A 26,684-nucleotide genomic window follows, 5' to 3' on the forward strand; every position below is an offset into this window, starting at 1 on the left:
ACACCCACCTCTCTCAAGAACGGATCCTCGCCTAGCCTTCAAGTTTCTCCCTGAGCAAGGACGCTCACAATGCTTGCCACATTTCGCCTGATTCTGTTTTTCCTGCCGTTTTTCCACCTCAACACCTTCGCTGCCGACTGCCCCGACTGGGCCGCCGCCCGGGCATCAAGCGAAGTCGCCGCCCTGCAACAACAGATCGATCGCTGGGACGACGCCTATCATCGCGAAGGCCGCTCGGTGATCGCCGATGAGCTCTACGATCAGTCACGCTTGCGCCTGAACCAATGGCGCCGGTGCTTCAAACTTCCCTCACCACCCGAGCCGGTACGCACCGCATCAGGCCCGGTTGCGCACCCGGTCGCGCACACCGGTCTGGACAAACTTCACGATACGGCAGACATCGCCACCTGGCTGCGCGACCGCCAAAACGTCTGGGTACAACCCAAGGTCGATGGCGTAGCGGTCACCCTGATCTATCGCGACGGTCGACTGCATCAGGCGATCAGTCGCGGGGATGGAGTTCGCGGGCAGGACTGGACGACTTCAGCAAAAAAGATCGGAGCCATTCCGCAGCAGCTGAAGCAACCGCAGGATCTGCTGGTGCAAGGCGAACTCTATTGGCGCTTGAGCGGACATAAACAAGCACTTGCCGGCAGCGCCAACGCCCGCGCCACCGTGGCCGGGCTGCTGGGGCGCAAGGATCTGGACGCGGAACACGCTGCCGGCATCGGGCTGTTTGTCTGGGACTGGCCGCAAGGGCCGAACGAATTACCCGAGCGGATCGCCGCTCTGGCGCAATTCGGTTTTCCTACCACGGAGCCCTACACCCAGGCCGTCGCCAGCCTGAACGAAGCGCAACACTGGCGCGATCACTGGTATCGCTCGCCACTGCCATTCGCCACGGACGGCGTGGTCCTGCGTCAGAGCCTGCGGCCACCGGCGGAGCGCTGGCAGGCCCGTCCGCCCTACTGGGCTGTCGCCTGGAAATACCCTTTCGCCCAAGTGCTGGCCGATGTGCGCAAGGTGAACTTCAAGATCGGCCGCACCGGGCGCATTACACCAGTGCTCGAACTGTCGCCGGTGATGCTCGATGACCGGCAGATCAAACGGGTCAGCGTCAGTTCACTCAGACGCTGGCAGGAACTGGACATTCGCCCCGGCGATCAGGTCGCAATCAGCCTGGCCGGGCTGACGATCCCGCGCCTCGACAGCGTGGTACTGCGCAGTACCGAACGCGCCGATTTGACCATTCCGCTCGCCAGCGACTTTCACGCCCTGAGCTGCTGGCAACCGACACCGGGCTGCGAAAGCCAGTTCCTCGCGCGCCTGACCTGGCTCAGCGGCAAGCAGGGACTGGCCATGCCCCATGTCGGTCGCGGCACCTGGGAGAAACTTCTGGAAACAGGCCGCCTGAACAGCCTGCTGGATTGGTTGACCCTCGACGGGCCGGAGCTTGCTAACATTGCCGGTCTCGGCGAGCGCAGCAGTGCCCGCCTGCTGCACAGTTTTCACAGCGCCCGCCAACGGCCGTTCCTGCAGTGGCTCAAAGCCCTGGGATTGCCACCGACCGGTCAGGCAACACTCGCCGATTCATGGCAGGCGCTGGCACAACGCAATACCGAACAATGGCAGGCAGAAGCCGGAATCGGCCCGGGCCGCGCGGCGCAATTGAGCGCCTTTTTTCGCGACCCGCAGGTACTGGCCCTGAGTGAAACCTTGCAAGCCGCCGGCGTCGACGGCTTCTGAACACGCGATCCCCGGCCCGCCGGGAACCCAATGTCCGCCGGAGCGCTCCAACAGCGCAGTGCTTCACCGACCCGATTGCCTTTGCACATGGAGCTTTTATGAAATTTCTCGCACCGCTCGCCCTGCTGTCTTTCTGCGCAGTCCTCGCCGCCCCCGTGATGGCCGACGAAGACGCGCCGGGCCTGACCGGTTGTGCCGCCAAGAAGCAGGGCATCGTCAACCAGATCGAACAGGCCAAGTCCCGCGGCAACGCCGACCAGCAGGCCGGCCTCGAAACCGCCCTGCGCGAAGTCACCGAACACTGCACCGACGCCGGCCTGAAGAAAGAACGCGAAAACAAGGTGCTCGACGCCAAGCACGAAGTGAGCAAGCGTCAGGCTGATCTGGACAAGGCCATGAAGAAAGGCGATCCGGAGAAGATCGACAAGCGCAAGAACAAGCTCGCCGAATCGCGCAAGGAATTGCAGGACGCGCTGGACGAACTCGACAAGTGAGAAAGCCGGGGATCACGGCCAAGCTGTGATCCCTTGAACATCAGTGGTCGCGAAACTCTTTGTGGCAGGCACTGCAGGCATCTTCGACTTTCTGCACGGCCGGCCCCAGGTTACTGGCCTTGTAGGGTTGAACCTTGCTGGCGATCACCAGTTCACCGGTGGCCGTTTCAAGGGTGCGGGCCATTTCCTGGAAGCGGGCCTGTTTCTGCCAGACATCGTCCTTGGCGCTGGTGTGATCTTCTTCGCGCACCTGCGGGAAATGCTTCCACGGCTCATGGGACAACGCATCGAGCTTGACCGCACCTTCCGCAAATTTCGGCCCGTCGAAGGCAATGCGTCCGCGCAGCATGCCACCCAGGTCTTCGCCGGTCTTGAGCATCTGCTTGAAGATCGCCTTGCGCTGACCCAGCGGGGAGTTCGGGTCGACACCGCCACAGGCGGACAAGGTCAGACAGGCCAGCAATACAACAGAAATTCTTTTAAGAGTCATGGTGGCTTCAGGTCACGGAAATCGGCGGCCAGTATCCTCGGGTCACCGCCAAACACCAATAGCCCTATTAACAATAAGGGTTGCTTGAGCGCATGGAGCACTTCTGCAACCGGCATAGGAAATTCTCCATGAACAGCCGTTTCAAGGCCTGGCGTCATCCGCTTATCGCGACCCTCCCGCTGCTGGCAATCCTCGCCGGCTGCACCGGTGGCGACAGCGCCAAGCCGAAAACCCACGCCCTGGCCACGTATTCCAGCGCCACCTGGGAAGCCCTGCCGGCAGTGTCCGATAGCGACCTGGTGGCCGGTTTCGGTTCGTGGCGCAGCGCCTGCACCCGGCTCAAGGCTGACCCGGTCTGGGGCGCGACCTGTGCGGCAGCCGCCAACGTGCCGCAAAAAGCCGGCGACATCCGCGCCTTCCTCAAGCAGAACCTCGACGTGTTCGGCCTGCGCGCCGAGAACGACAACCCCAACGGTCTGATCACCGGCTACTACGAACCGGTCTATCCCGGCAGCCTGACACAAACAGCCACCGCCAACGTGCCGGTGTACGGCGTGCCCGAAGACATGATCATTGTGTCGCTGGACAGCATTTACCCGGAACTGAAAGGCAAGCGCCTGCGCGGACGCCTCGAAGGTCGCGTGCTCAAGCCTTACGACGACGCGGCAACCATCGAAAGCCAGGGCGTCAAGGCGCCGGTCGTGGCGTGGCTGACCGATCCGATGAACCTGCAATTTCTGCAGATTCAGGGTTCGGGGCGGATCCAGACCGATGACGGCCGGCAACTGCGTATCGCCTACGCCGACCAGAACGGTCACCCGTACCGGCCGATCGGCCGCTGGCTGGTGGAACAAGGCGAGCTGAAAAAAGAAGAAGTGACCATGGGAGCGATCAGCAACTGGGCCAAGGCCAACCCGTCGCGCATTCCGGAACTGCTGGCGAGCAACCCGAGCTACGTGTTCTTCACCCGCAACCCGGACAGCAACGAAGGCCCGCGCGGCTCGCTGAATGTGCCGCTGACCGCCGGTTACAGCGCGGCGGTGGATCGCAAGGTGATTCCGCTGGGCAGCCTGTTGTGGCTGTCGACCACCCGCCCGGACGGCACGGCACTGGTACGCCCGGTGGCTGCGCAAGACACCGGCGGCGCGATTGCCGGCGAAGTTCGTGCGGATCTGTTCTGGGGCACCGGCGATGCCGCCGGGCAACTGGCCGGCGACATGAAGCAGCAAGGGCAGATCTGGATGCTCTGGCCAAAAGGTGCGGCGTTGCCGCAAGTGCCCCAAGTCGCCGACACGGTGAAGGACAAACCTTAAGCGCCTCGGCGCTTGAGCTATCGCCTTCGCGGGCAAGTCGAATCGTCGCACCGCCGCTCCCACAGGTATCAATAGCGAGCACAAATCCTGTGTGCACCAGAGAACCCTGTGGGAGCGGGCTTGCTCCGGGCGGCGATCCGACGAAGAGGCAAGTAGCAGCGCTCAAGAATCAGACAGACACAAAGAAGAACGAAGCGATCAGCCCCATCCCGACAAACCACACCAGCGATCGCAGAATCGCCCAGTCCGCCAGATAGCAAATGATGTAGAGCAGGCGACTGGTGATGAACAGCACCGCCAGCACGTTGACCGTCACCAGCTCTGCCGTGCCGACCAGGTGCGCAACGATCACCGCCGCCGCAAACGCCGGCGTCACTTCAAAACTGTTCAGTTGCGCCGCATGGGCACGTCGCGCCACGCCGTTCAGGCTTTCGAGAAAATCCCGGGGATCGTGATTGTCGCTCAGCCGATACCCACCGACAGCCTTGGCCACGCCCGTGCACAGGTAGGGCAGAAAGATCGCAATCAAAACGCACCACAGAGCCACCGTCATAACGCCGTCCTTCTTCAGTTTTTAGAGTGTTGGCGGGTCAGAACTTCATCACCAGCATGCCGATCAGCACCAGCCCACAGGCTAAGAGCCGCGGCCGGCCGAAAGGTTCTTTCAGGTAACGCATGCCGAACAGCACCACCAGAATCACGCTGATTTCACGCAAAGCCGCCGCTTCGGCAATCGAGCCCAACTGCATCGCCCACAGCACCAGAGCGTAGCTGAACAACACGCAGAACCCGACCGCCAGTCCCAGCTTCCATTGCTCTCGCCAGAACAGCATGAACGCCGGACGCTTGGCCACCCACGCCAGCATCGGAAACGGCCAGGCACTGAGCAGCGTGACCCAGACCAGGTAATCCAGCGGATGCGACCAGCGCCGCAACGCCTGGCCATCAATGTAGGTGTAGCAACCGATGCACAAGCCGATCAGCGCCACCACCGGCAGCATCGACCACGGCAAGTGTTTCCCGCCGCCGCCCTGCCAGAGCAGGCAAGCCATGCCCAGCGGGATCAACATGATCCCGAAGATCTGCTGGGTGGTCAGCACTTCGCCGGCGAAGATCAGGGTCAGCGCCAGCACCACCAGCGGCGACAGTCCGCGCATCAACGGATAGACCAGCCCCAGATCGCCGACCCGATAAGCCTGAATCAACAGATAGCGATAGAGCAGTTCGAACGCCGCCGACGCCAGAATCCACGGCCAGATTTCCGGCGGCGGCAGGCTGATGAAAGGGATCGCCAGCGCGACGAACAACAGCGCCACGGTGTCCATGCAGGCCACCACCAGCAGCCGCTCGGCGCTGAACTTGATCAACGTATTCCACGCTGCGTGCAACAGCGCCGCCACCAACACCAGAGCTGTCGCCAGCACGTGCCACTCCTTGATTCTTGTTGTTGAGCCTGAGCCAATTAGTCAGATTATTGATTCGCGATGTGTCAGCAGCTGTTTATACTGCAAGCGACCACGCCGCACTCAGTTGCGCACAGATAAATTCCAATAATTCCTGCCTGCCCCGTTCTCGTCCGAGACCGGTCGCCGGCCTGCGTATGCCTGATCAAAGCGTCAAGACTACCGACAGAGACCTTGCGCATGCCACTCGCCTTGCTTGCACTTGCTGTTGCCGCTTTCGGCATCGGCACCACTGAATTCGTCATCATGGGTCTGCTGCCCGATGTCGCCCGCGACCTCGCAGTGAGCATTCCCCACGCAGGCCTGTTGATCACCGGCTACGCCCTGGGCGTGGTGTTCGGTGCGCCGATCCTCGCGATCGGCACCGCCAACATGCCGCGCAAGGCCACGCTGCTGGGCATGACGCTGATGTTCATCCTCGGCAACGTGCTGTGCGCGCTGGCGCCGAACTACGCAACGCTGATGGCGGCGCGGGTGGTCACCGCGCTGTGCCACGGCGCGTTCTTCGGCATCGGTTCGGTGGTGGCCGCCGGGCTGGTCGCGCCGAACAAGCGGGCGCAGGCGATTGCGATGATGTTCACCGGCCTGACCCTGGCCAACGTGCTCGGCGTACCGCTGGGCACTGCGCTCGGCCAGTACGCCGGCTGGCGTTCGACCTTCTGGGCGGTCTCGGTGATTGGTGTGATCGCCGCCCTCGCCCAATGGCTGTGGTTGCCGAAACACATCCCGATGGACAAGGCCAACCTCGCCAGCGAATTCAAGGTGCTGGGCAAGGTCAACGTGTTGCTGGCGCTGGGCATGAGCGTGCTGGCGTCCACCAGTCTGTTCAGCGTGTTCACCTACATCGCGCCGATTCTGCAGGACATCACTGGCGTCAGCCCCCACGGCGTGACGGTGATGCTGCTGTTGTTCGGCGTCGGCCTGACCGGCGGCAGCATGCTCGGCGGACGCCTGGCCGACAGCCGCCTGTTGCCTTCGCTGGTGGGTGTCGCACTGGCGGTGGTGGTGATTCTGGCGGCGTTCAGCCAGACCAGCCGCTCGGTGGTTCCGGCGGCGATCACGCTGGTGCTGTGGGGGATTTTTGCCTTCGCCCTGTGCCCGATCCTGCAACTGCTGATCATTGATCAGGCGCATGAAGCACCGAACCTCGGTTCGACCCTGAACCAGAGCGCGTTCAACCTCGGCAATGCCGCCGGCGCGTGGATCGGCGGACTGGTGGTGGCCAGTGGCGCGGACCTGGCGGACTTGCCGTGGACCGGCGCGCTGGTGGGCGTGCTGACCGTGCTGACGGCGCTGTTCTTCATCTACCTGCAACGTCGGGGTGTCGCTGCGGTCAATGTGTCCGGCTGATTTTCCCGGGGGACACAATTGTGTCCCCACCCGGCGTCAGCCCATCCAACCCTTGCGTCCATGAATGGGCGCCCTGTCTTTCACCCCCCATCCAAAGGACCCCGGATGCTTGAACTCGTCGCCGCTTTCATCTGCCTCACCACCCTCCTCACTTTCGTGAATTTCCGCTTCATCGGCCTGCCCCCGACCATCGGCGTGATGGTTACCGCACTGATGTTTTCCCTGTTGCTGCAAGGCCTGAGCCTGCTCGGTTATCCCGGTCTCGAAGAACGCGTGCAGCAACTGATCGGCCAGATCGACTTCGGCGATCTGCTGATGAACTGGATGCTGTCGTTCCTGCTGTTCGCCGGCGCCTTGCACGTGAACCTGAACGACCTGCGCAGCTACCGCTGGCCCATCGGCCTGCTGGCGACCTTCGGCGTACTGATCGCCACCGCCGTGATCGGCAGCCTCGCCTATTACATTTTTGCCCTGTTCGGCTGGCACGTGAGCTTCCTCTACTGCCTGTTGTTCGGCGCGCTGATTTCCCCGACCGACCCGATTGCGGTACTCGGCGTGCTGCGTACGGCCAACGCCTCGAAGCCGCTGAAGACCACCATCGTCGGCGAATCGCTGTTCAACGACGGCACCGCCGTGGTGGTGTTCACCGTGCTGCTGGGCATCGCGCAACTGGGTGAAACCCCGACCGTCGGCGCCACAGCCATGCTGTTTGCCCATGAAGCCATCGGCGGCGTGCTGTTCGGCGGGCTGATCGGTTATCTGGTGTACCTGATGATCAAGAGCATCGAGCAGCACCAGATCGAAGTCATGCTGACTTTGGCGCTGGTGATCGGCGGTTCGGCGATGGCCACCGAGTTGCACGTCTCGGCGCCGATTGCGATGGTGGTCGCCGGTCTGATCATCGGTAACCTCGGTCGCAACCTGGCGATGAACGACATGACGCGCAAATACCTGGACGGTTTCTGGGAATTGCTCGACGACATGCTCAACGCCTTGCTGTTCGCCCTGATCGGGATGGAGCTGTTGCTGCTGCCGTTCAACTGGTTGCACGTGGCGGCGGCAAGTCTGCTGGCGTTGGCGATTCTGCTGTCGCGCCTGCTCACCGTGGCCCCCGCCATCGTCCTGTTGCGGCGCTGGCGCACCGTGCCGCGCGGCACTATCCGGATCCTGACCTGGGGTGGTTTGCGCGGCGGTGTTTCGGTGGCATTGGCCCTGGCCCTGCCGCTGGGCCCGGAGCGCGATCTGCTGCTGAGCATCACCTACATCGTGGTGCTGTCATCGATCCTGTTGCAGGGCCTGACCATCGGCAAACTGGTCAAGCACGCAACCCGCGATGAGCCGGTGACCGCTGCCGAGCCCGCGCACCACTGATCATTTCTTGATCCGCTGCGGATCGGGCTTTTCGGCCTGATCCGCAGATTCCTTCGGCGCACCGCTTTCACTGCGGATCTGTGCATGACTGATCAGGGCAAAAATAAAACTGCCGCCGATGATGTTCCCCGCCAGGGTCGGCCCGGCAAACACCGTCCAGAAATCACTCCACGGCAACTCGCCGGCAAACACCAGATACGACACCTCCGCCGACCCCACCACGATGTGAGTGAAATCGCCCAGTGCCATCAGATAGGTAATGAGGATGATGATCCACATCTTCGCGCTCTCCATGGACGGAATCATCCAGACCATGGTGGCGATCATCCAGCCGGAAACGATGCCCTTGGCGAACATCTGACTCGCGTGGTTCTCCATGACCTTGCGGCCGATTTCGAGGAAGGCCTCGTCGGTCTTGCTGTCGAAGATCGGCAGTTCGAGCATCACGTACGCCACCAGAATCGTCCCGCACAAGTTGCCGAACAGCACCACTGTCCAGAGCCGGATCAACCGGCCGAAATTGGCCAGGGTCGGTTTGGTCATCACCGGCAGCACGGCGGTCAGGGTGTTTTCGGTGAACAGTTGCTGGCGGGCGAGGATCACCGCGAGAAAACCTGCGCAGTAACCGAAGCTGGCGATCACCTTGAATTCGTCGCCCTCGGGCAGACGCGAGTTGAGCAGGCCCATGCCCATCAGTGACAGGCCCATGGTCAGCCCGGCCGCCAGTGCCGACCACCACAGCGCGGCGATGCTGCGCTCCAGTTCCTGGTCGCCCTGTTTGCGGATGATTTCATGCAGGACCGCCGCCCGGGGCGGCTGGTTTTTCTCGACTTCGTGTTGTTCCTTGGCCGAGAGGTCGGGGGTCTTGCCGTCTGTTGGGGTGGTCATGGCGGGAAACCGGTGGCGGGGTCATAAGGCTACGACACGCGCCGCTCGGCTTCCGTTCGCCAGGGTGGTGCGATTACTCGGTTACGGGTGTTTCATCCTTGAACTGGTCTTTGACGTACTTGATCTCGGTCCGCCCGTGCGGGGCCGGCAGGCCGTCTTCGCCGAGGTTGACGAAGACCATCTTCTCGACGGTCAGGATGCTCTTGCGGGTGATCTTGTTGCGCACTTCGCAGGTCAGGGTGATCGAGGTGCGGCCGAACTCGGTGGCGGTGATGCCCAACTCGATGATGTCGCCCTGGCGCGAGGCGCTGACGAAGTTGATTTCGGAAATGTATTTGGTCACCACGCGCTGGTTGCCCAGTTGAACAATGGCGTAGATCGCCGCTTCTTCGTCGATCCAGCGCAGCAGGCTGCCGCCGAACAGAGTGCCGTTAGGGTTGAGGTCTTCGGGTTTTACCCACTTGCGGGTGTGGAAATTCATCTTCACTCCTGAGCGTCTTGCCGAATGATGGCGCCATCTTGGCAGACTGAGCGGTCACTCTCCATGAGGCTTCTACTATGGTCGCGATTGGCGATCTTCATCTGGCCGACAGAAACCCTTTGGAAGATCAGTCTAGACGGCTATAATCGCCCCCGTTTCAAAACGGTAACGTTCACTTGATACCGTTTTCCCGCCACCTGTCCGAGGGGCGCTGCAGCAGGTTCAACCTGTCAGGCTCGGATGGGGCGTTGACCGGCTCAGGCCGGACACTAAACGCACAACGGCGCCCATTCGCATACATTACGAATGGAGGCTCTTCATGAGCGCTGTTATCACGCCTGCAGATTTTAACGATTACAAAGTTGCCGACATGTCCCTGGCTGCCTGGGGCCGTCGCGAAACCATCATCGCCGAGTCGGAAATGCCGGCCCTGATGGGTCTGCGTCGCAAGTACGCTTCCGAGCAGCCGCTGAAAGGCGCAAAAATCCTCGGCTGCATCCACATGACCATTCAGACTGCCGTGCTGATCGAAACCCTGGTTGCCCTGGGTGCCGAAGTACGCTGGTCGTCCTGCAACATCTTCTCGACTCAGGACCAGGCCGCTGCTTCCATCGCTGCTGCCGGCATCCCGGTTTTCGCCTGGAAAGGCGAGACTGAAGAAGAGTACGAGTGGTGCCTGGAGCAAACCATCCTGAAGGATGGCCAGCCATGGGACGCCAACATGATCCTCGACGACGGCGGCGACCTGACCCAGCTGCTGCACGACAAGTACCCACAGGTTCTGGACCGCGTTCACGGCGTGACCGAAGAAACCACCACCGGCGTACACCGTCTGCTGGACATGCTGGCCAAGGGCGAGCTGAAAATCCCGGCCATCAACGTCAACGACTCGGTGACCAAGTCCAAGAACGACAACAAGTACGGCTGCCGTCACAGCCTGAACGATGCCATCAAGCGTGGTACCGACCACCTGCTGTCCGGCAAGCAAGCGCTGGTCATCGGTTACGGTGACGTGGGCAAGGGCTCGGCCCAGTCCCTGCGTCAGGAAGGCATGATCGTTAAGGTCTCCGAAGTCGACCCGATCTGCGCCATGCAAGCCTGCATGGACGGTTTCGAACTGGTTTCGCCGTTCATCGACGGTATCAACGACGGCACCGAAGCAAGCATCGACAAAGCGCTGCTGGGCAAGATCGACCTGATCGTGACCACCACCGGTAACGTCAACGTTTGCGACGCAAACATGCTCAAAGCCCTGAAGAAGCGCGCCGTTGTCTGCAACATCGGTCACTTCGACAACGAAATCGACACCGCTTTCATGCGCAAGAACTGGGCATGGGAAGAAGTGAAGCCACAGGTACACAAGATCCACCGTACCGGCCCGGGCGCTTTCGACGCTCAGAACGACGACTACCTGATCCTGCTGGCCGAAGGCCGTCTGGTGAACCTGGGCAACGCCACCGGTCACCCAAGCCGCATCATGGACGGTTCGTTCGCCAACCAGGTTCTGGCGCAGATCTTCCTGTTCGGCCAGAAGTACGCCGACCTGTCGCCAGCCCAGAAAGCCGAGCGCCTGACCGTTGAAGTACTGCCGAAGAAACTCGACGAAGAAGTGGCCCTGGAAATGGTTCGCGGCTTCGGCGGCGTGGTCACTCAACTGACCAAGCAACAGGCTGACTACATCGGCGTGACCGTCGAAGGCCCGTTCAAGCCGCACGCTTACCGCTACTAAGAGCAGCTGCGAGCTTCAAGCTTCAAGCGGCAAGCAAGGCCACAAGCCGAGCTTGCCGCGCGAAGCCCGAAAGCTCTGCCCCTATTTGTCAAAACAGTGTCAGGCCGCAAGCTTCAGGCACAAGAGACCAGCGCACCTCCGCTGCTCTTGCAGCTTGAAGCTTGCAGCTTGTAGCTGGAGGTCCCCTCCATGTCCCAAGACCGTCGCTACAGCTTCGAGTTCTTCCCGACCAAGACCGATGCTGGGCATGAAAAACTGCTCGCCACTGCCCGTCAGCTGGCCACTTACAACCCTGATTTCTTTTCCTGCACCTACGGCGCTGGCGGTTCGACCCGTGACCGCACGCTGAACACCGTGTTGCAGCTGGAAAGCGAAGTCAAAATCCCCGCCGCCCCGCACCTGTCGTGCGTCGGCGACAGCAAGGACGACCTGCGCGGCCTGCTGAACGAGTACAAGGCTGCCGGCATCAAGCGCATCGTCGCCCTGCGCGGTGACCTGCCATCCGGCATGGGCATGACCAGCGGCGAGCTGCGTCACGCCAATGAACTGGTTGAATTCATTCGTGAAGAAACCGGCAATCATTTCCACATCGAAGTTGCCGCTTACCCGGAGATGCATCCGCAAGCGCGCAATTACGAAGACGATCTCGCCAACTTCGTGCGCAAGGCCCGTGCCGGCGCCGACAGCGCGATCACCCAGTACTTCTTCAACGCCGACAGCTACTTCTACTTTGTCGACCGTTTGCAGGCGCTGGGCGTGGACATTCCGGTCGTGCCGGGGATCATGCCGATCACCAACTACAGCAAGCTCGCGCGCTTCTCCGATGCCTGCGGTGCGGAAATCCCGCGCTGGATCCGCAAGCAGCTGGAAGCCTACGGCGATGACAGCCAAAGCATTCAGCGCTTTGGCGAACAGGTCGTCAGCGAGATGTGCGAACGCCTGCTGCAAGGCGGCGCGCCTGGCCTGCACTTCTATTCCATGAACCAGGCCGAACCGAGCCTGGCGATCTGGAACAACCTGAAGCTGCCGCGCTAAAAAGACGTCACCGTAAGACCAGAAGATCGCAGCCGCGACAACGCCAACAGCGTTTTCGCCGCTGCGATCTTTTGCTTTTAACGCCCGAAACAGAGCTTCTACGGCCAGTTTCTGGCTCTTTGCCGTTTCTCGTCGTAATCTCAAGCCATGCCTTTGATCACGCAGTTATTCGCCGTGCTGGTTTTTGCTTGCCTGAGCTTTGCGGCTCGGGGCGAGAAGCTGCGTATCGTCACCGAACCGTGGGCGCCGTACGTCTATGAACAGGGCGGCAAGAACCTCGGTCTGGACTACGAAACCACCGCCATCGTGTTCAAGCGCCTGGGCATCGAAGTCGAATGGCAGTTCCTGCCGTGGAAACGCTGCCTGTCGATGCTCGAAACCGGCCAGGCCGACGGCGCGCTGGACATCTTTCACAGCGACGAACGCGACGCCACCCTGCTCTACCCGAGCGAACCGCTGTCGGACGTCGAGTTCGTGATGTTCTACGCCAACGAGCGACCACACCCTTTTAGTAGCCTGGAAGACCTCAAAGACCTGACCGTCGGCACCTCGCCGGGCTATCTGTACAGTCCCGACTTCCGCGAATCGACTCTGTTCACCCGCGAACCGGCCCCGACCCACGAAGCCAATTTCGGCAAACTGGTGCGCGGGCGCATCGACCTGCTGATCACCGATCGCCGCGTGGGTCAGCATTTGCTCGATGAACTGGGTATTCGCGACAAGATCACGGAAAACCCCACGGTCATCAGCCGCCAGAGCCAGTTTCTGGCCGTGCGGCGCAATGCCGGGATGGATTTGCTGGTGCAGCGCTTCGGCGCCGAACTCAAGCGTTTCAAGCGCGAACCGGCCTATGCCGAGCTCAGCGCCCGCTACGGGGCGGCCCCCGCCCTGACGGCGCCGCTGGGCACCGCCACCGCCAGCGGCAAAACCGTTGAGCAGCAGGAAAGCGGCGCGCAGTGATTGCTCTGTTATACTCCGGCGTTCCCGCCAGGCTCACGCCCGGACGCCCGGAACCGTAACAGGCCTCCCGACCCGCTACAGCGCAGCTTTTCAGCCCGCGCGAGCGCTCCGGACGTGCCTTCGGAACCGCAGCAGGACCGGACGGGATTGCGTCCTCTTAAACGCCATTCGCGCCAGGCAAGACTCCCATTGGGCCAAGCCCTAACTGAAACAGGATTACTCATGTCCTTTGCTTCCCTCGGTCTCTCCGAGGCTTTGGTCCGCGCTATCGAAGATGCGGGCTATACCGAGCCTACTCCGGTGCAACAGCGGGCCATTCCCGCCGTGTTGCAAGGTCGCGACCTGATGGTTGCGGCACAGACAGGTACCGGTAAAACCGGCGGTTTCGCCCTTCCGATCCTGGAGCGGCTGTTCCCCAACGGCCACCCGGACAAATCCCAGCGTCACGGCCCGCGCCAGCCGCGCGTGCTGGTCCTGACCCCGACCCGCGAACTCGCGGCCCAGGTTCACGACAGCTTCAAGATCTACGCCCGCGACCTGAAATTCGTCAGTGCCTGCATCTTCGGCGGCGTCGGCATGAACCCACAGGTTCAGGCCATGTCCCGTGGCGTGGACGTCCTCGTTGCGTGCCCGGGTCGTCTGCTCGACCTGTGCGGCCAGGGCAGCGTCGATCTGTCCCACGTTGAAATCCTCGTGCTCGACGAAGCTGACCGCATGCTTGACATGGGCTTCGTCCACGACGTGAAGAAAGTCCTCGCGCGCCTGCCGGCCAAGCGTCAGAACCTGCTGTTCTCGGCGACCTTCTCCAAAGACATCACCGACCTTGCCGGCAAGCTGCTGCACAACCCGGAACGCATCGAAGTGACGCCGCCGAACACCACGGTCGAGCGCATCGAACAACGCGTGTTCCGTCTGCCGGCCAGCCACAAGCGTGCGCTGCTGGCCCACCTGATCACCGCCGGCGCGTGGGAACAGGTGCTGGTGTTCACCCGCACCAAGCACGGCGCCAACCGTCTGGCCGAGTACCTGGACAAACACGGCCTGCCGGCTGTGGCGATCCACGGCAACAAGAGCCAGAACGCCCGCACCAAAGCTTTGGCCGACTTCAAGGCCGGTGAAGTGCGCATTCTGGTAGCGACCGATATCGCCGCCCGTGGCCTGGACATCGACCAGTTGCCACACGTGGTCAACTTCGAACTGCCGAACGTCGATGAAGACTACGTGCACCGTATCGGCCGTACCGGCCGGGCAGGTCGTTCGGGCGAGGCGATCTCGCTGGTCGCACCGGACGAAGAAAAACTGCTGAAAAGCATCGAGCGCATGACCAAGCAGAAAATCGCCGACGGCGACCTGATGGGCTTCGATGCCAGCACCATCGAGGCCGAGAAGCCGGAAGCCCGTGAGCGTCCGGACATGCGCAACCCGCGCAATGCCCGTGGCCCACGCGGCGACGGCCCGAATGGCGGCGGCGGTGGCGGCGGTCGTAAAGACAAGGGCAAAGACAAGGGCAAGGAAAAACCGGCCGGTGAGCGTGGCGAGCGTCCAGCCCGTCAACAAAAGCCGCGTGAAGGCACTCCGGCCCGCGAACAGCGCCAGCCAAGCCAGCCGCCACGCGCCGCAGCTGACCGTGCTCCGGACGAGTTCCTCGACGACGATATCGATAACTTCGGTAACCGCGTTGATTACGTGCCGAAGCAGGCGCCGGCCGGAGGTCGCAACCGTCGCCCGGGCGCTCCGGCGCAAGGCGCAGGTTCGGGCGCACCACGCGGCGGTCAGCCACAAGGTCGCCAGAACGGCCCACGCAACAGCAACGGTTCGAGCACCGGCACTCCGCCAGGCAAGCGCAGCGGCCCACGCAACGGTGCCCCGCGTGACGGTCAGGGTCGTCGCGATGAGAACTCGCGCAACCGCCGCCCGGCCCGTGACGATCAGCAACGCGCTGAACCGGCCGTGCAGAACCCGCGCAGCAGCGGACCGAAGATCATGCACAAGGAGTCGAAAGCCGACCGCTTCCCGACGCCTGAGCAGCTGGATCAACTGCCAAGCCGCCCACGCGGTGAAAAACCGGCCTTGCTGACCCGCAATCGCTGAGTTTTCCACTGCAATGAAAAATGCCCCGGCCTGAAAACCGGGGCATTTTTTTTGCGCGCCGCCGAGACGAGCGTTACGGCAGGCAATAAAAAACGCCCCCGATCGCAAGACCGGGGGCGTTTTTGTGTGGCCGGCGAAAATTACTTCGCTTTCACACCTTCAAACGAAACGTACAGCTCGACCGCGTCGGACTTCGGACCCAGGTCTTTCTGCTTGCCGAAATCGGAACGCTTGATGGTGGTGGTGCCTTCGAAGCCGGCACGGTAGCCGCCCCATGGATCCTTGCCTTCGCCCAGGAAGGTCGCCTTCACGACCACTGGCTTGGTAACGCCCAGAATGGTCAGGTCGCCGGTCACGTCAGCGGTGTTGGCACCGGTGGACTTGACGCTGGTGGAGACGAAGGTCGCCTTGGCAAACTTGCTGGCGTTGAGGAAGTCAGCGCTGGCGATGTGCTTGTCGCGCTCGGCGTGGTTGGTGAACACGCTGGCAGTGTTCACGTTGAACTCGATCTTGCTGTCTTCAGGCTTGGCAGCGTCGAAGCTGAACTTGCCATCGATGTCCTTGAAGGTACCGGTGATGAAGCTGTAGCCCAGGTGGCTGATCTTGAAGTCGACGAAGGCGTGCTGGCCTTCTTTATCAACCACATAGTCAGCGGCCATCACGTTGGCGGACAGGACGGCAGAGCCGATTGCCAGAGCGGCCAGAGTCTTTTTCAACATGCTTTGTTTTCCTTTGGAGTCGAGGTTGAACATCAGGCTTTGCGTCCCAGCATTCGTGTCAGGGTCGCATCACGATCGATAAAGTGGTGCTTCAATGCTGCCAACGCATGAAGGCCGGAAAAAATTACCAGCGCCCATGCCAGCCAGAGATGAATCACACCGGCGGTATCTGCCTGATCCGGTAGTTCGGAAACCAGTGCAGGAACTTCAAACAGGCCAAACACCGGGATCCCGACACCGTCTGCGGTGGAAATCAGGTAACCGGCAATCATCACGGCGAACAGCGCAAGGTAGAGAAACCCATGGCCGAACTTGGCGCCGATGCGGGTCATGCGGCTGTAGCTTTGCAGCGTTGGCGGTGGTGGGCTGACAAAGCGCCACAACACCCGCAACACCATCACACCCAGCAGCACCAGACCGATGCTCTTGTGCAGATCCGGCGCGTCTTTGCGCCAGGTGCTGTAGTAATCCAGCCCCACCATCCACAGACCCAGCGCGAACAGCCCGAAGACCACCAGCGCCACGCCCCAGTGCATGAAGATGCTGACCCAACCGTAGCGCGAAGAAGAGTTACGTAGCTGCATTGCCCAAATCCTATGAGAACTGCGAACCAAGACTAGCGAGTTATCTATCGAATTAAAGCGGAAAATTTCGCTTTGAAATATCGAGAAATACGATCAAGAGTCTTGAACAGGGGAGTTAAGGAAAGATTAAAGACGATTTTGTGTCGCGATGTCAGGCGCAGGTTGCGCGAAATCTGCTGAGCTCGTAGGGGCCGCGCTCGGGGCAAGACCGTTTTCTCTGAAGGGGCAATGACAAGGAAAAAATTGTTTCAGCCAAGCAATATGTATAGCCACTTGTGTATTTCACCTTGATTGAATGGGTGCTCGATAACTCCTCTCAAAGGTGGAAAACATGGCTATTCGTTACATCCCATTTCAAGCAATTGGATCACCCGTATTACCGCCCAATCAGACTATGTCGCCCGGACAGTTTCTGACATCCGAGAACGGACGATTCCGCTTGATATTGCAAGCCGACGGCAACTTGTTAATCAAGGATGGAGAGGCTGTAATCTGGATCGCAGATGCGCACCAAGCTCATAGCATTACTTTGCATCAGAAAAAAATGCGTGAGCCCCTGCAGTTTGTGATCAGCAATAACGGTTTTCTTTATGATGCTTCGAGAAAACGATTATGGATTGCCGAAAGTACACACAGCATCGACAAATCGCTTTGGTACAACACTTGTCTGGTCATTCAGAACGATGGAAATCTGGTGATTTATGACCAACGCACGGGAGGCGTGCGCTGGGCGCGCTTCGGCTTCGTTCCTGGCCGCCTCCCGAAGCCAAAACCAATATGGCTGAGAAAACTGCCGGACGGGATAGAAGTTTATGAATGGACGTTTTCCTGAATGGTTTCTCCAACCGTGGCAAGAAAACCCGGATTCAAGAACTTTTGAACAACGGTGGTGGATCGAGACAGTCGGGCTTATATGGATCTATCCGACACTTATGGGCCAACTCTGAATCATGGCCTTTAAGTACCAACCGACCATCCACACAGCCGGACAATGCTACCAACATAGCAATCAGAACCACTGCTTTCATATCGCCCTCCAAATTTATTGAAGAACATAGAATCAAGCTGAAGCGCCCTCAATCGCCTCTTTCCTGTATTTCTGTGGGAAGCATCCGATAGATCGACGATGTATGTAGGACTGTGGTGTCCTTCAAAAACCGGCCAAAGATTCAGATATAAAAAAACGCGGCCATTGAGCCGCGTTTTTTTTTAAGCCTGAAGGTTACTGAGCCTTCGTCTCGGTGGTTGCCGCCGGTTTGGCCGCTGACTTCTTCGCCGGTTCAGCTTTTTTCGCCGCAGGTTTCGCTGCAGGTTTTTTCGCTTCGGTCTTGGCCGCCGGTTTCTTCGCTGCTGGCTTGGCTGCCGCTTTCTTCGCCGGCTCGGCTTTCACCGGAGCTGCTGGCTTCGGTGCTTCCACCGGGGCTGGCGCAGGGGCCGGGGTCGGTGCAGGCGCTGGGGCGGCTGGAGCAGGTGCCGGCTCTGGCGCTTTCACTGGCTCTGGTTTCTTGTCGTCGTCCGAACCGCCGAACAGGTTGGTGAAGAAGTTGCCTTTCTTCGCCGCCACTGCCGCGCCCGCTGCACCTGCCGCTGCGGCGGTGGCTGCTGCCGGGCCGACTTTGGCCGGTTCGAAGGATTTGCCCGCCGCCAGGTCTTCAACCTGACTGGCCGCGCGCTGGCCGGTGCGCAGTGCGCCTTCCAGGGTGCCCGGGTACAAGGTGTCGGTATGTTCGCCGGCAAACGCTACGCGTTGCAGCGGACGCTCCCACAGACGCCAGTATTTGCTGATCTGGCCAGGACCGAAGGCGAGGTAAGAACCGCCGGTCGATGGATCGGTGCTGTAGCGACGGATTTCATAGCCGGTGAACGAGCCACGGGCCTGTGGATAAAACGCGTGCAGACGAATCAGCACCTGATCGACCATCTGCTTGTCGCCGAAGGCCTGCATGACGCGGGCGTTGTCGCCGGACAGGTTGATCACCACGTTCGCGCCGCCCTTCAGGGCTGGCTCGATCCACAACATGCCAAGACCGGTGTTGCTGTAGATCTCGCCGGACATCCGCGCCTTGCTTTCCCACACAGGCGTCTTGAACTTCAGCATGATCTGGTCGCGCCAGCCATAGTTGGTGCCCTTGATCGCAGCCAGGTGCTGGGCATCCAGCGCCGGGGTCAGCTGAATCTTGTTGAGGGCGCGCAATGGCACCGCCAGCACGACGTAGTCTGCCGAATAGCCCACGCTGCCGACCTTGACGGTCACGCCGTCCTTGTCCTGGGTGATGGCGGACACCGGCGAATCGGTCTTGATGGTTTTCAGCTGTTTGACGAAGGCCTGGGCCAGCACCGGGCTGCCACCGACCAGTCGCGAAGCGCGCAGGTCACGGTCGGACACGCCGCGATACACCCGGCTCTGCTGCGCGAAGTACAGCAGCGACAGGCGCGAAGGCTCGTCGTAGTGGGTGCGGATGTCCTGGTTGATCAGCTGACGCGCGGTGGCCGGCAGGTTCTGCTTGTCGAGCCAGCTCGAAACGTTGATCTGGTCCAGGGCGTGCAGGGTGTTGGTCGCGGCCGGGTTCTGCGGGTCGTCGATCGAACGCGCCAGATCGTCACGGGTTTTCTCGTAGCGCTTCAGCGCTTCGGCCGTAGCAGGCTGTTTGGTGGTCAGGTCGGCGGCGGAGAAATACTCGCCGTCGATCAGGTAACCCGGAGTCCGTACGAATTCAGGCGCTGGCGTGGTGTTCAACTTGAAGGTCGATACGTACTTGTTCAGCACCGGTTGAGTTTTGTCGTTGCCGATCCACTCGCTGGTGGCCATGCCCGAGCGACCGCCCAGGCTCGGCTTGGCTTCCAGCAGCGTGACCTGCCAGCCCTTGTTCTGCAGTTCGTAAGCCGCCGTCAGGCCCGACAGGCCGCCGCCGATCACGATTGCGGTTTTATCCTTGGCCAGCGCCGTAACGCTAAACAGCCCCAACACCACTAGCGCACAGGCGCGCAGCCAACCGACAGACATTCAGCGAACTCCGGAAAAACACGTAGGAAAATGCAGTTTTGCGGGTCAGACGACCCAAAGAACCGCGAAGAATACGTCAGCCATCAAAACGCCGCCAGCGACGTCTATCGGCCCATACAAAGTAGCTCAATCGACACAATGGGTTGTCCCGGCGCGACGCATTGCATAGGCTTGCGCGATTGTTTGCCCGCGCCTGACGCGAGCCGCCTCGAGGAGACTGAACATGGGCCTGAACAACCAGTGGATGCAACGCGATCTCGCGGTGCTGTGGCATCCCTGCACCCAGATGAAAGACCACGAACAGCTGCCGCTGATCCCGATCAAGCGCGGTGAAGGCGTCTGGCTGGAAGACTTCGAAGGCAAGCGTTATCTGGACGCGGTCAGCTCCTGGTGGGTCAACGTGTTCGGCCATGCCAACCCTCGCATCAACCAGCGCATCAAGGATCAGGTCGATCAGCTGGAACACGTGATTCTGGCCGGCTTCAGCCATCAGCCGGTGATCGAGCTGTCCGAGCGTCTGGTGAAGATGACGCCGGAAGGCCTGAACCGGGTGTTCTACGCCGATAACGGTTCGTCCTGCATCGAAGTCGCGCTGAAAATGAGCTTTCACTACTGGCTCAACCGCGGCCAGCCGAACAAGAAGCGCTTCGTCACCCTGACCAACAGCTACCACGGCGAGACCATGGCGGCGATGTCGGTCGGTGACGTGCCGCTGTTCACCGAAACCTATAAAGCCCTGCTGATGGACACCATCAAGGTGCCGAGCCCGGATTGCTACCTGCGCCCGCAGGGCATGAGCTGGGAAGAACACTCGCGCAACATGTTCGCGGCGATGGAGCAGACCCTGGCCGAGAACCACGAGAGCGTCGCGGCCGTGATCGTCGAGCCGCTTATCCAGGGCGCCGGCGGCATGCGCATGTACCACCCGGTCTATCTCAAGCTGCTGCGCGAGGCCTGCGACCGTTACGGCGTGCACCTGATTCACGACGAAATCGCCGTCGGCTTCGGCCGCACCGGGACGATGTTCGCCTGCGAACAGGCCGGCATCCGTCCGGACTTCCTGTGCCTGTCGAAAGCCCTGACCGGCGGTTATCTGCCGTTGGCCGCGTGCCTGACCACCGACGAGGTGTACAGCGCGTTCTACGACGATTATCCGACCCTGCGCGCCTTCCTGCATTCGCACAGCTACACCGGCAACCCGCTGGCGTGTGCGGCGGCATTGGCGACCCTGGATATTTTCGAGCAGGACAACGTGATCGAAAACAACCGGGCGCTGGCCCAGCGCATGGCTTCAGCCACGGCGCATCTGGTGGATCATCCGAATGTCTCGGAAGTCCGTCAGACCGGCATGGTGCTGGCGATCGAGATGGTCAAGGACAAAGCCACGAAAGAGGCTTATCCGTGGCAGGAACGTCGCGGCCTGAAGGTGTTCCAGCATGCGCTGGAGCGTGGCGCATTGCTGCGCCCGTTGGGCAGCGTGGTGTATTTCCTGCCGCCGTACGTGATCACCCCGGAGCAGATCGACTTCCTAGCCGAAGTCGCCAGCGAAGGCATCGACATTGCCACTCGTGACAGCGTCAGCGTGGCGGTGCCGAAGGATTTCCATCCCGGGTTCCGTGATCCGGGCTAAGCACGACTCGTACTCGTTCCCACGTCGAGGCGTCGAACCGTCTGCGTGGGAATGCAGCCCGGGACGCTCCGCGTCCCAAAAGCGGACGCAGAGCGTCCAACGAGGCATTCCCACGCAGAGCGTGGGAACGATCTACTTAAAGAGAACCACCATGAGACTGTCCCGCTTCTTTATCGACGCCCCGCTCAGCACCGGCGAACACGAACTGCCGGAAGCCCAGGCGCATTACATCAGCCGCGTGCTGCGCATGGCCGAGGGCGATGCGGTGCAGATGTTCGACGGTTCCGGCCACGAGTTTCGCGGATCGCTGGTGGAAGTCGGCAAGAAACGCGTGGTGGTGCAGATCGACGAGCAGTTCGCCGGTCAGGTCGAATCGCCGCTGCAAATCCACCTCGGCCAGGGCCTGTCCCGGGGCGAGCGGATGGACTGGGCAATCCAGAAAGCCACCGAACTGGGCGTGACCGAAATCACCCCGATCTTCAGCGAACGCTGCGAAGTCCGCCTCAAGGACGAACGCGCCGACAAACGCCTGCTGCACTGGCGTCAGGTGGCGATCAGCGCCTGCGAGCAATGCGGTCGTTCGCGGGTGCCGGTGATTCATCCACCGGTGCTGCTGGCCGACTGGCTGAAGCAGACCGAAGCCGAACTGAAACTGGTCCTGCACCCGGTGGCCGAGCCGCTGGTCAGCCATGCAAAGCCGGCGACGTTGGCGTTCCTGATCGGCCCTGAAGGCGGCCTGTCAGACGCCGAAGTCGAGCAAGCCAAGGCCAGCGGCTTCCACGCCGCCCGCCTCGGCCCGCGCGTGCTGCGCACCGAGACCGCGCCGGTTGTGGCACTGGCGGTGGCGCAGCAACTGTGGGGTGATTTCTAACCCGTCACTGCACCGGATCACTGATCGGTCTGGCGATGATTGCCTTGAGTTCGCTGGTCATCGGGAACTCAAGGTTCAGGCCCTTCGGCGGGATCGGTTGTTCGAACCACTTGCGGTAGATCCCGTTGATTTCCCCCGAGCTGTACAGGTCGGCCAGCACACCGTTGACCAGCGCGAGGAACTGCGGATCATCCTTGCGCACCATGCAGCTGTAGATTTCCCGCGATTGCTCCTCTCCCACCACGACCCAATTATGCGGATCGCGCGCCTTGGCCCGCTCGCCGTAAAGCAGCGCATCGTCCATGTAAAACGCCGCCGCACGCCCTGATTGCAGCATCTGGAATGCCTCGCCGTGATCCTTGGCACTGATCACGAACATGTTCAGTTTATGGTCGAGGTTGTAGTTCTTCAGATAGCGCTCGTTGGTGGTGCCGGCGGTGGTCACCACGTTCTTGCCGCGCAGGTCGTCGAAGCTTTGGATGCCGCTGTCCTTGGCGGTCAGCAGCTGCCCTTTGACGTAGATGAAACCGTAGGAGAACGCGACCTGCTTCTGCCGTTCGGCGGTCACTCCGGTGGAGCCGCACTCAAGGTCGACCGTGCCGTTCTGCACCAGCGGAATCCGCGTCTGCGACGTCACCAGGTTGTACTTCACCTTCAGTTCCGGCAGCGCCAGTTGCTGCTGGATGCGCTCGACGATCTTATCCGCCAGTTCCACCGAATACCCCATTGGCTGGCCCGTGTGATCGCCCACATACGAGAACGGCACCGACGCATCGCGATAACCCAGGGTGATGCTGTTGGCGCTGGCGATCTTGCCGAGCGTACCGGTCAGCGGCACTTCATTGGCCTGCGCCTGAGCGCCGAAAACCAGCGCCAAAGTGCAGCCGAGCAACGTGATTTTTTGCATTGTTATTCTCCGTTGTGGGTGGGGTGTTTTAGCAGAAACCGTCACGCCGCACGGGGATTGAACCCGTGCAGATCAATGGATGTGCGCTGCTCGCCGATCAGTTCGCTGAGCAACTGCCCGCTGCCGCAGGCCAGGGTGAAACCGAGCGCGCCGTGGCCGAGGTTGAGCCACAGATTGCGATAGGCCGTGGCACCCAGCAGCGGAACGCCGGTGGGGGTGGCCGGGCGCATGCCGGCCCATTCGACGGCGGCGTCGTAGTGGCCGGCGTCGGGAAAGGTGTCTCGGGCCTGGCGCTTGATCAGCGCCAGTCGCTCGGGATCCACCGCCGGGTCGAAACCGACGATGTCGACCATTGCCGCCACGCGCAGTTGTTCGCCGATGCGCGCGTAGACGATCTTGCGGTCGTAGTCGGTGATGCTCACGTCCGGCGCCCGATGCTCGCTGCCGATCGGCACGGTCAGGCTGTAGCCCTTCAGCGGATACAGCGGCAGGCGCAGGCCGGGCAGCGCCAGCAACGGGCTGCGATGGCCGGCGGCGATCACCAGTTGTTCGACCGGCAGGGTTTCGTCGCCAAGCTCAATCGCCGTGACCGCGCCGTGGCTGTGACGAATGCCGGTAACCGCCTGACCGAGACGAAACTCGCAACGGCCCGACGCCTTCAAGCGCGCCGCCAACTGTTGGCAGAAACCGTGACAGTCGCCGACTTCTTCATCCGGCGTGTAGATCGCGCCTACAAACGGCGCATCGGCCAGTGCCGGTTCCAGTTGCGCACATTCGGTGGCGGACAACACCTGCTGTTGCTGCGGATCGGCGAGGCCTTTGCGTGCATGCTCGAATCTGGCGGCGCTGCGGAAGGTCACCAGTTTGCCGTTGCGCCGCCAGTTGAAACCGACCAGTCCGTCGTCCTCGCGCCAGCGTTTCAGCGTGCTCTGGCTGAACAGTGCCAGACGCAACAGGTGCGCGGCGTTTTCGCGGTTGACCGAGGTGCGGCACGCGGCGAGAAACGAGGCCATCCAGCGCCACTGCGCCGGGTCCAGGCGCGGGCGCAACTTGAGCGGTGAGTCGCCGCGCAGCATCCAGCCGATCGCCTGCAACGGCACGCCGGCATCGGCCAGCGGCGCAACGTAGCGGTAGGACAACTGGCCGCCGTTGGCGAAACTGGTTTCGCTGCCCAGCGCCTGCCGCGCCTCGACCACTGTCACTTCGAAACCGTCGCGCACCAGCGCCCAGGCTGTTGCCAACCCGATCACGCCGCCGCCGATGATGCACACACGCTGAGCCATGTCCGTCCTTAATCGTTCTTGAAGACGAGGCCGAGGTTAGGGTGAGGTGACAGGCGCCGAACAATGAATAAAGATGACAAACCTATAAACAAAGGTTATGGGATCGTCATGCGCCTTCGTCATATCGAGATTTTCCAGGCCATTCGCCAGACCGGCTCGGTCAGCGCCGCTGCGCAGTTGCTGCACGTCTCGCAACCGGCGGTGACCAAGGTGCTGCAGCACGCCGAGCAGCAATTGGGCTTTCCATTGTTTCTGCGGGTGCGCGGCAAGTTGCAGGCGACCCCGGAAGCGCTGGAGCTGGAACGCGAAGTCGACAAGGTCACGGAAAGCCTGCAGGGCGTGCGGCGTCTGGCCCAGAGCCTGCGCCGCGAACCCGGCCACAGCCTGCGAATCGGCGCGACCCCGGCGCTGGCGCTGTCGTTGCTGCCGCCGGCGATCCAGCAGTGGACGGCGCAATTCCCGGACATCGCCTGCGAACTGTCGAGCGCCCACAGCCGCGAGCTGATGCAGAACCTGCTGATGCGCGAAGTGGACGTGGCCCTGACGTTGCAGTTGCCGGATCATCCGGGGCTGAAGGCCCAGGCATTGGCCTCGGGGGTTTTGGTGGCGCTGGCGCCGAAAGGTTATTGGCCGGAGGAAGATGCCGGTCAGCCGTTGCCGCTGATGGCTCTGGCCGGGGCGCCGCTGATCGGGCTGTCCAGCGCCGATCCACTGGCCGCCCGGCTCGACAGTTATCTGGAAGCCGTCGAGCCGCCGCCTCGGGTGCGGATTGCCGTGCAGACGTATTCGCTGGCGCGGGCGATGGTGGAGTCTGGCGCCGGAGTGGCGGTGATCGACCCGTTCACCGCCCTCGGTGCCTCATCGGCCACCACCACTATCCGCCCTCTCGCCCCGCCGCTGCCGATCACGCTGTACGCGGTGACTCGTGCCACCGAACCACCGCCACATACCCTCGGCGACCTGTTGCAGATATTCAGCAGCCGCGCACAGATACAACTGCAAACCTTGGTCCCCTGTGGAAGCGAGCTTGCTCGCGATAGCGGTGTAACAGTCAACAAAGATGCCGATTGAAATGACGCCTTCGCGAGCAAGCTCGCTTGTATGTTTAGACTTGAAGGGGTGGGCGGGACTAAAAGCTCGATTCCGACTCTAGCCAGTACGGACCGTGGGAGACTTCTCGTCCCGCCCTTTCTACCTAAAGCGCCGATAAGGAATTCATCGGTAAAACCGACGATAGAGGCAAGCCAGCGCTACGGTAGACCCCGACAAGCTCTTAAACCCTAGCTCCGAGGATTCGTCATGACAATCCTTACCTCGCCAACGGTGATTGGTGTCGATGTGGCCAAGGCCGAAATCGTTGTTTATCGCGAAGATCTGGAAATTACCCAGGTCATCAACAATGACCGCACGTCTGTAGGTCGTTGGCTGAAGACCTTGCCCGCACAAAGCTCGATCGCCCTGGAAGCCACTAATCTCTACCACCTGGACACGGCCGAACTGGCCCATGGTATGGGGCATCGGGTTTACGTCGTGGACCCTTACCGGGTGAGCCATTACCGCGAAAGCATCGGTCAGCGTGCAAAAACCGACCCTTGTGATGCACGTCTTCTGGCGCGTTATCTAACCAGTGAACAGCACCGGCTGCGGGTCTGGAGCCCACCACCACGGCACTACACGGTGTTGAAAAGTCTGCTTAACAAGCGTGCGCAGCTGATGAAGGCCCGAGTCAGTATCATGCTGAGCTGGTCAAACGAACCTCTCCTTGAAGATCTTTTGGCCCATGGGTTGGAGCATTTCAAACAGCTTGATCAGGCCATTCAGGAATTACTTCGCAAAGTCAGCCAAGAGGCCGGCATTAGCGAAAACATCAGACGCTGCAAAGCGATTGAAGGGATTGGTGAACTCACGGCAACGGGCCTGGCAACTACGTACATGCGAGGTGAGTTCGCCAGCGCCGATGCGTTCATCGCCTTTCTGGGATTGGACTTGAAGGCAAAGGACTCAGGCAAGAAACACAGTCCTCGCCACTTGAGCAAAAAAGGTGACGGGGAATTACGGCGTCTTGCACACAATGCAGCTATGGCAGCTTGCCGGTCCCCTGTTTGGAAACCGTTCTATGAATCCTATCTGGCAAGAGGTCTAGCCAGAACTCAGGCTTTGGTCATCCTCGCCCGTAAGCTTTGCCGGGTGGCATTCGCCCTCATGAAAAATCAGAGCGAATACCAACCGAATCTAAGATTGCAGGGTTCCCCTGCAACATAGAATCTCCCACAGG

Annotated in this window: 24 protein-coding genes and 1 riboswitch; of the genes, 14 read left to right on the forward strand and 10 right to left on the reverse strand. The window is 61.2% G+C overall.

Annotated features, from left to right (window positions below):
* Nucleotides 1–69: 69 nt before the first annotated feature.
* Nucleotides 70–1,746 (forward strand): NAD-dependent DNA ligase LigB, encoded by a 1,677-nt coding sequence (gene ligB / locus ABTV87_RS27205; RefSeq protein ID WP_433898631.1) that lies wholly within the window; start codon nucleotides 70–72, stop codon nucleotides 1,744–1,746.
* Between the two features lie 98 nt (nucleotides 1,747–1,844).
* Nucleotides 1,845–2,240 carry a DUF1090 domain-containing protein gene (locus ABTV87_RS27210; protein ID WP_221535819.1) on the forward strand — a complete coding sequence of 132 codons (396 nt, stop codon included), beginning with the start codon at nucleotides 1,845–1,847 and terminating at the stop codon, nucleotides 2,238–2,240.
* Between the two features lie 40 nt (nucleotides 2,241–2,280).
* Here ABTV87_RS27210 and ABTV87_RS27215 read toward each other — a convergent pair whose 3' ends face one another.
* Nucleotides 2,281–2,730, reverse strand: a complete 450-nt coding sequence (locus ABTV87_RS27215; RefSeq protein ID WP_085608888.1) for a c-type cytochrome — start codon at nucleotides 2,728–2,730, stop codon at nucleotides 2,281–2,283.
* A gap of 128 nt (nucleotides 2,731–2,858) precedes the next feature.
* On the opposite strand from ABTV87_RS27215, the gene mltA reads away from it, so the two are divergent.
* Nucleotides 2,859–4,043, forward strand: a complete 1,185-nt coding sequence (gene mltA, locus ABTV87_RS27220) for a murein transglycosylase A (protein WP_221535818.1) — start codon at nucleotides 2,859–2,861, stop codon at nucleotides 4,041–4,043.
* 169 nt (nucleotides 4,044–4,212) lie between these two features.
* Here the strand turns inward: mltA and ABTV87_RS27225 are convergent, their stop codons facing one another.
* Entirely contained in the window at nucleotides 4,213–4,596 is a 384-nt protein-coding gene (locus tag ABTV87_RS27225; protein ID WP_007959694.1) for an MAPEG family protein, read from the reverse strand.
* Nucleotides 4,597–4,633: 37 nt separating this feature from the next.
* The gene (locus ABTV87_RS27230) at nucleotides 4,634–5,467 is read right to left on the reverse strand and encodes an EamA family transporter (protein ID WP_127800354.1); all 834 of its coding nucleotides are present in this window, start codon (nucleotides 5,465–5,467) and stop codon (nucleotides 4,634–4,636) included.
* 219 nt (nucleotides 5,468–5,686) lie between these two features.
* Here ABTV87_RS27230 and ABTV87_RS27235 point away from each other — a divergent pair, with 219 nt between their 5' ends.
* Together ABTV87_RS27235 and ABTV87_RS27240 are read left to right on the forward strand one after the other, a co-directional pair.
* Nucleotides 5,687–6,856 (forward strand): MFS transporter, encoded by a 1,170-nt coding sequence (locus ABTV87_RS27235; protein ID WP_007959692.1) that lies wholly within the window; start codon nucleotides 5,687–5,689, stop codon nucleotides 6,854–6,856.
* Nucleotides 6,857–6,961: 105 nt separating this feature from the next.
* On the forward strand, nucleotides 6,962–8,227 hold the full coding sequence (locus ABTV87_RS27240; RefSeq protein WP_039767965.1) for a cation:proton antiporter: 1,266 nt from the start codon (nucleotides 6,962–6,964) through the stop codon (nucleotides 8,225–8,227).
* Here the strand turns inward: ABTV87_RS27240 and ABTV87_RS27245 are convergent, their stop codons facing one another.
* A complete protein-coding gene (locus ABTV87_RS27245; protein ID WP_433898632.1) occupies nucleotides 8,228–9,115 on the reverse strand; it encodes a formate/nitrite transporter family protein in 888 nt (295 codons plus the stop codon). It abuts the gene before it with no gap.
* Nucleotides 9,116–9,188: 73 nt separating this feature from the next.
* Nucleotides 9,189–9,596: an acyl-CoA thioesterase gene (locus ABTV87_RS27250; RefSeq protein WP_007959686.1), complete on the reverse strand. Its 408-nt coding sequence runs from the start codon at nucleotides 9,594–9,596 to the stop codon at nucleotides 9,189–9,191.
* Between the two features lie 197 nt (nucleotides 9,597–9,793).
* A riboswitch (S-adenosyl-L-homocysteine riboswitch) is annotated at nucleotides 9,794–9,892 on the forward strand.
* Nucleotides 9,893–9,915: 23 nt separating this feature from the next.
* Between ABTV87_RS27250 and ahcY the strand changes: the two genes are divergently transcribed.
* From ahcY to ABTV87_RS27270, 4 genes are all read left to right on the forward strand, one after another.
* Nucleotides 9,916–11,325: an adenosylhomocysteinase gene (gene ahcY / locus ABTV87_RS27255; protein WP_007959684.1), complete on the forward strand. Its 1,410-nt coding sequence runs from the start codon at nucleotides 9,916–9,918 to the stop codon at nucleotides 11,323–11,325.
* A 189-nt stretch (nucleotides 11,326–11,514) separates the two neighbouring features.
* Nucleotides 11,515–12,360 carry a methylenetetrahydrofolate reductase [NAD(P)H] gene (gene metF, locus ABTV87_RS27260; protein ID WP_085608882.1) on the forward strand — a complete coding sequence of 282 codons (846 nt, stop codon included), beginning with the start codon at nucleotides 11,515–11,517 and terminating at the stop codon, nucleotides 12,358–12,360.
* 147 nt (nucleotides 12,361–12,507) lie between these two features.
* Nucleotides 12,508–13,320 (forward strand): substrate-binding periplasmic protein, encoded by an 813-nt coding sequence (locus ABTV87_RS27265; protein ID WP_433898633.1) that lies wholly within the window; start codon nucleotides 12,508–12,510, stop codon nucleotides 13,318–13,320.
* Between the two features lie 222 nt (nucleotides 13,321–13,542).
* The gene (locus ABTV87_RS27270; protein WP_221535403.1) at nucleotides 13,543–15,411 is read left to right on the forward strand and encodes a DEAD/DEAH box helicase; all 1,869 of its coding nucleotides are present in this window, start codon (nucleotides 13,543–13,545) and stop codon (nucleotides 15,409–15,411) included.
* Between the two features lie 140 nt (nucleotides 15,412–15,551).
* Here ABTV87_RS27270 and ABTV87_RS27275 read toward each other — a convergent pair whose 3' ends face one another.
* A complete protein-coding gene (locus ABTV87_RS27275) occupies nucleotides 15,552–16,130 on the reverse strand; it encodes a YceI family protein (RefSeq protein WP_045121911.1) in 579 nt (192 codons plus the stop codon).
* A gap of 32 nt (nucleotides 16,131–16,162) precedes the next feature.
* Nucleotides 16,163–16,714: a cytochrome b gene (locus ABTV87_RS27280; protein WP_433898634.1), complete on the reverse strand. Its 552-nt coding sequence runs from the start codon at nucleotides 16,712–16,714 to the stop codon at nucleotides 16,163–16,165.
* A 331-nt stretch (nucleotides 16,715–17,045) separates the two neighbouring features.
* Here ABTV87_RS27280 and ABTV87_RS27285 point away from each other — a divergent pair, with 331 nt between their 5' ends.
* Nucleotides 17,046–17,546: a hypothetical protein gene (locus ABTV87_RS27285; RefSeq protein ID WP_433898635.1), complete on the forward strand. Its 501-nt coding sequence runs from the start codon at nucleotides 17,046–17,048 to the stop codon at nucleotides 17,544–17,546.
* A 390-nt stretch (nucleotides 17,547–17,936) separates the two neighbouring features.
* On the opposite strand, the gene ABTV87_RS27290 is transcribed toward ABTV87_RS27285, so the two are convergent.
* Nucleotides 17,937–19,718: a flavin monoamine oxidase family protein gene (locus tag ABTV87_RS27290; protein ID WP_085608878.1), complete on the reverse strand. Its 1,782-nt coding sequence runs from the start codon at nucleotides 19,716–19,718 to the stop codon at nucleotides 17,937–17,939.
* 223 nt (nucleotides 19,719–19,941) lie between these two features.
* On the opposite strand from ABTV87_RS27290, the gene ABTV87_RS27295 reads away from it, so the two are divergent.
* Nucleotides 19,942–21,348 (forward strand): adenosylmethionine--8-amino-7-oxononanoate transaminase, encoded by a 1,407-nt coding sequence (locus ABTV87_RS27295; RefSeq protein ID WP_085608877.1) that lies wholly within the window; start codon nucleotides 19,942–19,944, stop codon nucleotides 21,346–21,348.
* Nucleotides 21,349–21,499: 151 nt separating this feature from the next.
* Nucleotides 21,500–22,219, forward strand: a complete 720-nt coding sequence (locus ABTV87_RS27300; protein WP_433898636.1) for a 16S rRNA (uracil(1498)-N(3))-methyltransferase — start codon at nucleotides 21,500–21,502, stop codon at nucleotides 22,217–22,219.
* 4 nt (nucleotides 22,220–22,223) lie between these two features.
* Here the strand turns inward: ABTV87_RS27300 and ABTV87_RS27305 are convergent, their stop codons facing one another.
* Nucleotides 22,224–23,126, reverse strand: coding sequence for a transporter substrate-binding domain-containing protein (locus tag ABTV87_RS27305; RefSeq protein ID WP_433898637.1), 903 nt, complete (start codon nucleotides 23,124–23,126; stop codon nucleotides 22,224–22,226).
* A 41-nt stretch (nucleotides 23,127–23,167) separates the two neighbouring features.
* Entirely contained in the window at nucleotides 23,168–24,409 is a 1,242-nt protein-coding gene (locus ABTV87_RS27310; RefSeq protein WP_433898638.1) for a D-amino acid dehydrogenase, read from the reverse strand.
* Between the two features lie 108 nt (nucleotides 24,410–24,517).
* On the opposite strand from ABTV87_RS27310, the gene ABTV87_RS27315 reads away from it, so the two are divergent.
* Both ABTV87_RS27315 and ABTV87_RS27320 read left to right on the forward strand, forming a co-directional pair.
* On the forward strand, nucleotides 24,518–25,480 hold the full coding sequence (locus tag ABTV87_RS27315; protein ID WP_433898639.1) for a LysR family transcriptional regulator: 963 nt from the start codon (nucleotides 24,518–24,520) through the stop codon (nucleotides 25,478–25,480).
* 228 nt (nucleotides 25,481–25,708) lie between these two features.
* Entirely contained in the window at nucleotides 25,709–26,671 is a 963-nt protein-coding gene (locus ABTV87_RS27320) for an IS110 family transposase (RefSeq protein WP_103387456.1), read from the forward strand.
* Nucleotides 26,672–26,684: the final 13 nt, after the last annotated feature.

Origin of the sequence: Pseudomonas sp. PSE1(2024) (assembly GCF_050990555.1) — a bacterium.
In the GTDB taxonomy this organism is placed as follows: domain Bacteria; phylum Pseudomonadota; class Gammaproteobacteria; order Pseudomonadales; family Pseudomonadaceae; genus Aquipseudomonas; species Aquipseudomonas aphyarum.

Excerpts from the sequence above, each read along its gene's own strand:
- ABTV87_RS27265 (WP_433898633.1), top strand. The coding sequence starts at position 12,508 with ATGCCTTTGATCACGCAGTTATTCGCCGTGCTGGTTTTTGCTTGCCTG.
- ABTV87_RS27310 (WP_433898638.1), bottom strand. The coding sequence starts at position 24,409 with ATGGCTCAGCGTGTGTGCATCATCGGCGGCGGCGTGATCGGGTTGGCA.
- ABTV87_RS27315 (WP_433898639.1), top strand. The coding sequence starts at position 24,518 with ATGCGCCTTCGTCATATCGAGATTTTCCAGGCCATTCGCCAGACCGGC.
- ABTV87_RS27290 (WP_085608878.1), bottom strand. The coding sequence starts at position 19,718 with ATGTCTGTCGGTTGGCTGCGCGCCTGTGCGCTAGTGGTGTTGGGGCTG.
- ABTV87_RS27280 (WP_433898634.1), bottom strand. The coding sequence starts at position 16,714 with ATGCAGCTACGTAACTCTTCTTCGCGCTACGGTTGGGTCAGCATCTTC.
- ABTV87_RS27285 (WP_433898635.1), top strand. The coding sequence starts at position 17,046 with ATGGCTATTCGTTACATCCCATTTCAAGCAATTGGATCACCCGTATTA.
- ABTV87_RS27300 (WP_433898636.1), top strand. The coding sequence starts at position 21,500 with ATGAGACTGTCCCGCTTCTTTATCGACGCCCCGCTCAGCACCGGCGAA.
- ABTV87_RS27245 (WP_433898632.1), bottom strand. The coding sequence starts at position 9,115 with ATGACCACCCCAACAGACGGCAAGACCCCCGACCTCTCGGCCAAGGAA.
- ABTV87_RS27240 (WP_039767965.1), top strand. The coding sequence starts at position 6,962 with ATGCTTGAACTCGTCGCCGCTTTCATCTGCCTCACCACCCTCCTCACT.
- metF (WP_085608882.1), top strand. The coding sequence starts at position 11,515 with ATGTCCCAAGACCGTCGCTACAGCTTCGAGTTCTTCCCGACCAAGACC.
- ABTV87_RS27275 (WP_045121911.1), bottom strand. The coding sequence starts at position 16,130 with ATGTTGAAAAAGACTCTGGCCGCTCTGGCAATCGGCTCTGCCGTCCTG.
- ABTV87_RS27210 (WP_221535819.1), top strand. The coding sequence starts at position 1,845 with ATGAAATTTCTCGCACCGCTCGCCCTGCTGTCTTTCTGCGCAGTCCTC.
- ahcY (WP_007959684.1), top strand. The coding sequence starts at position 9,916 with ATGAGCGCTGTTATCACGCCTGCAGATTTTAACGATTACAAAGTTGCC.
- ABTV87_RS27305 (WP_433898637.1), bottom strand. The coding sequence starts at position 23,126 with ATGCAAAAAATCACGTTGCTCGGCTGCACTTTGGCGCTGGTTTTCGGC.
- ABTV87_RS27250 (WP_007959686.1), bottom strand. The coding sequence starts at position 9,596 with ATGAATTTCCACACCCGCAAGTGGGTAAAACCCGAAGACCTCAACCCT.
- ABTV87_RS27215 (WP_085608888.1), bottom strand. The coding sequence starts at position 2,730 with ATGACTCTTAAAAGAATTTCTGTTGTATTGCTGGCCTGTCTGACCTTG.
- ABTV87_RS27235 (WP_007959692.1), top strand. The coding sequence starts at position 5,687 with ATGCCACTCGCCTTGCTTGCACTTGCTGTTGCCGCTTTCGGCATCGGC.
- ABTV87_RS27320 (WP_103387456.1), top strand. The coding sequence starts at position 25,709 with ATGACAATCCTTACCTCGCCAACGGTGATTGGTGTCGATGTGGCCAAG.
- mltA (WP_221535818.1), top strand. The coding sequence starts at position 2,859 with ATGAACAGCCGTTTCAAGGCCTGGCGTCATCCGCTTATCGCGACCCTC.
- ABTV87_RS27270 (WP_221535403.1), top strand. The coding sequence starts at position 13,543 with ATGTCCTTTGCTTCCCTCGGTCTCTCCGAGGCTTTGGTCCGCGCTATC.
- ABTV87_RS27295 (WP_085608877.1), top strand. The coding sequence starts at position 19,942 with ATGGGCCTGAACAACCAGTGGATGCAACGCGATCTCGCGGTGCTGTGG.
- ABTV87_RS27225 (WP_007959694.1), bottom strand. The coding sequence starts at position 4,596 with ATGACGGTGGCTCTGTGGTGCGTTTTGATTGCGATCTTTCTGCCCTAC.
- ligB (WP_433898631.1), top strand. The coding sequence starts at position 70 with ATGCTTGCCACATTTCGCCTGATTCTGTTTTTCCTGCCGTTTTTCCAC.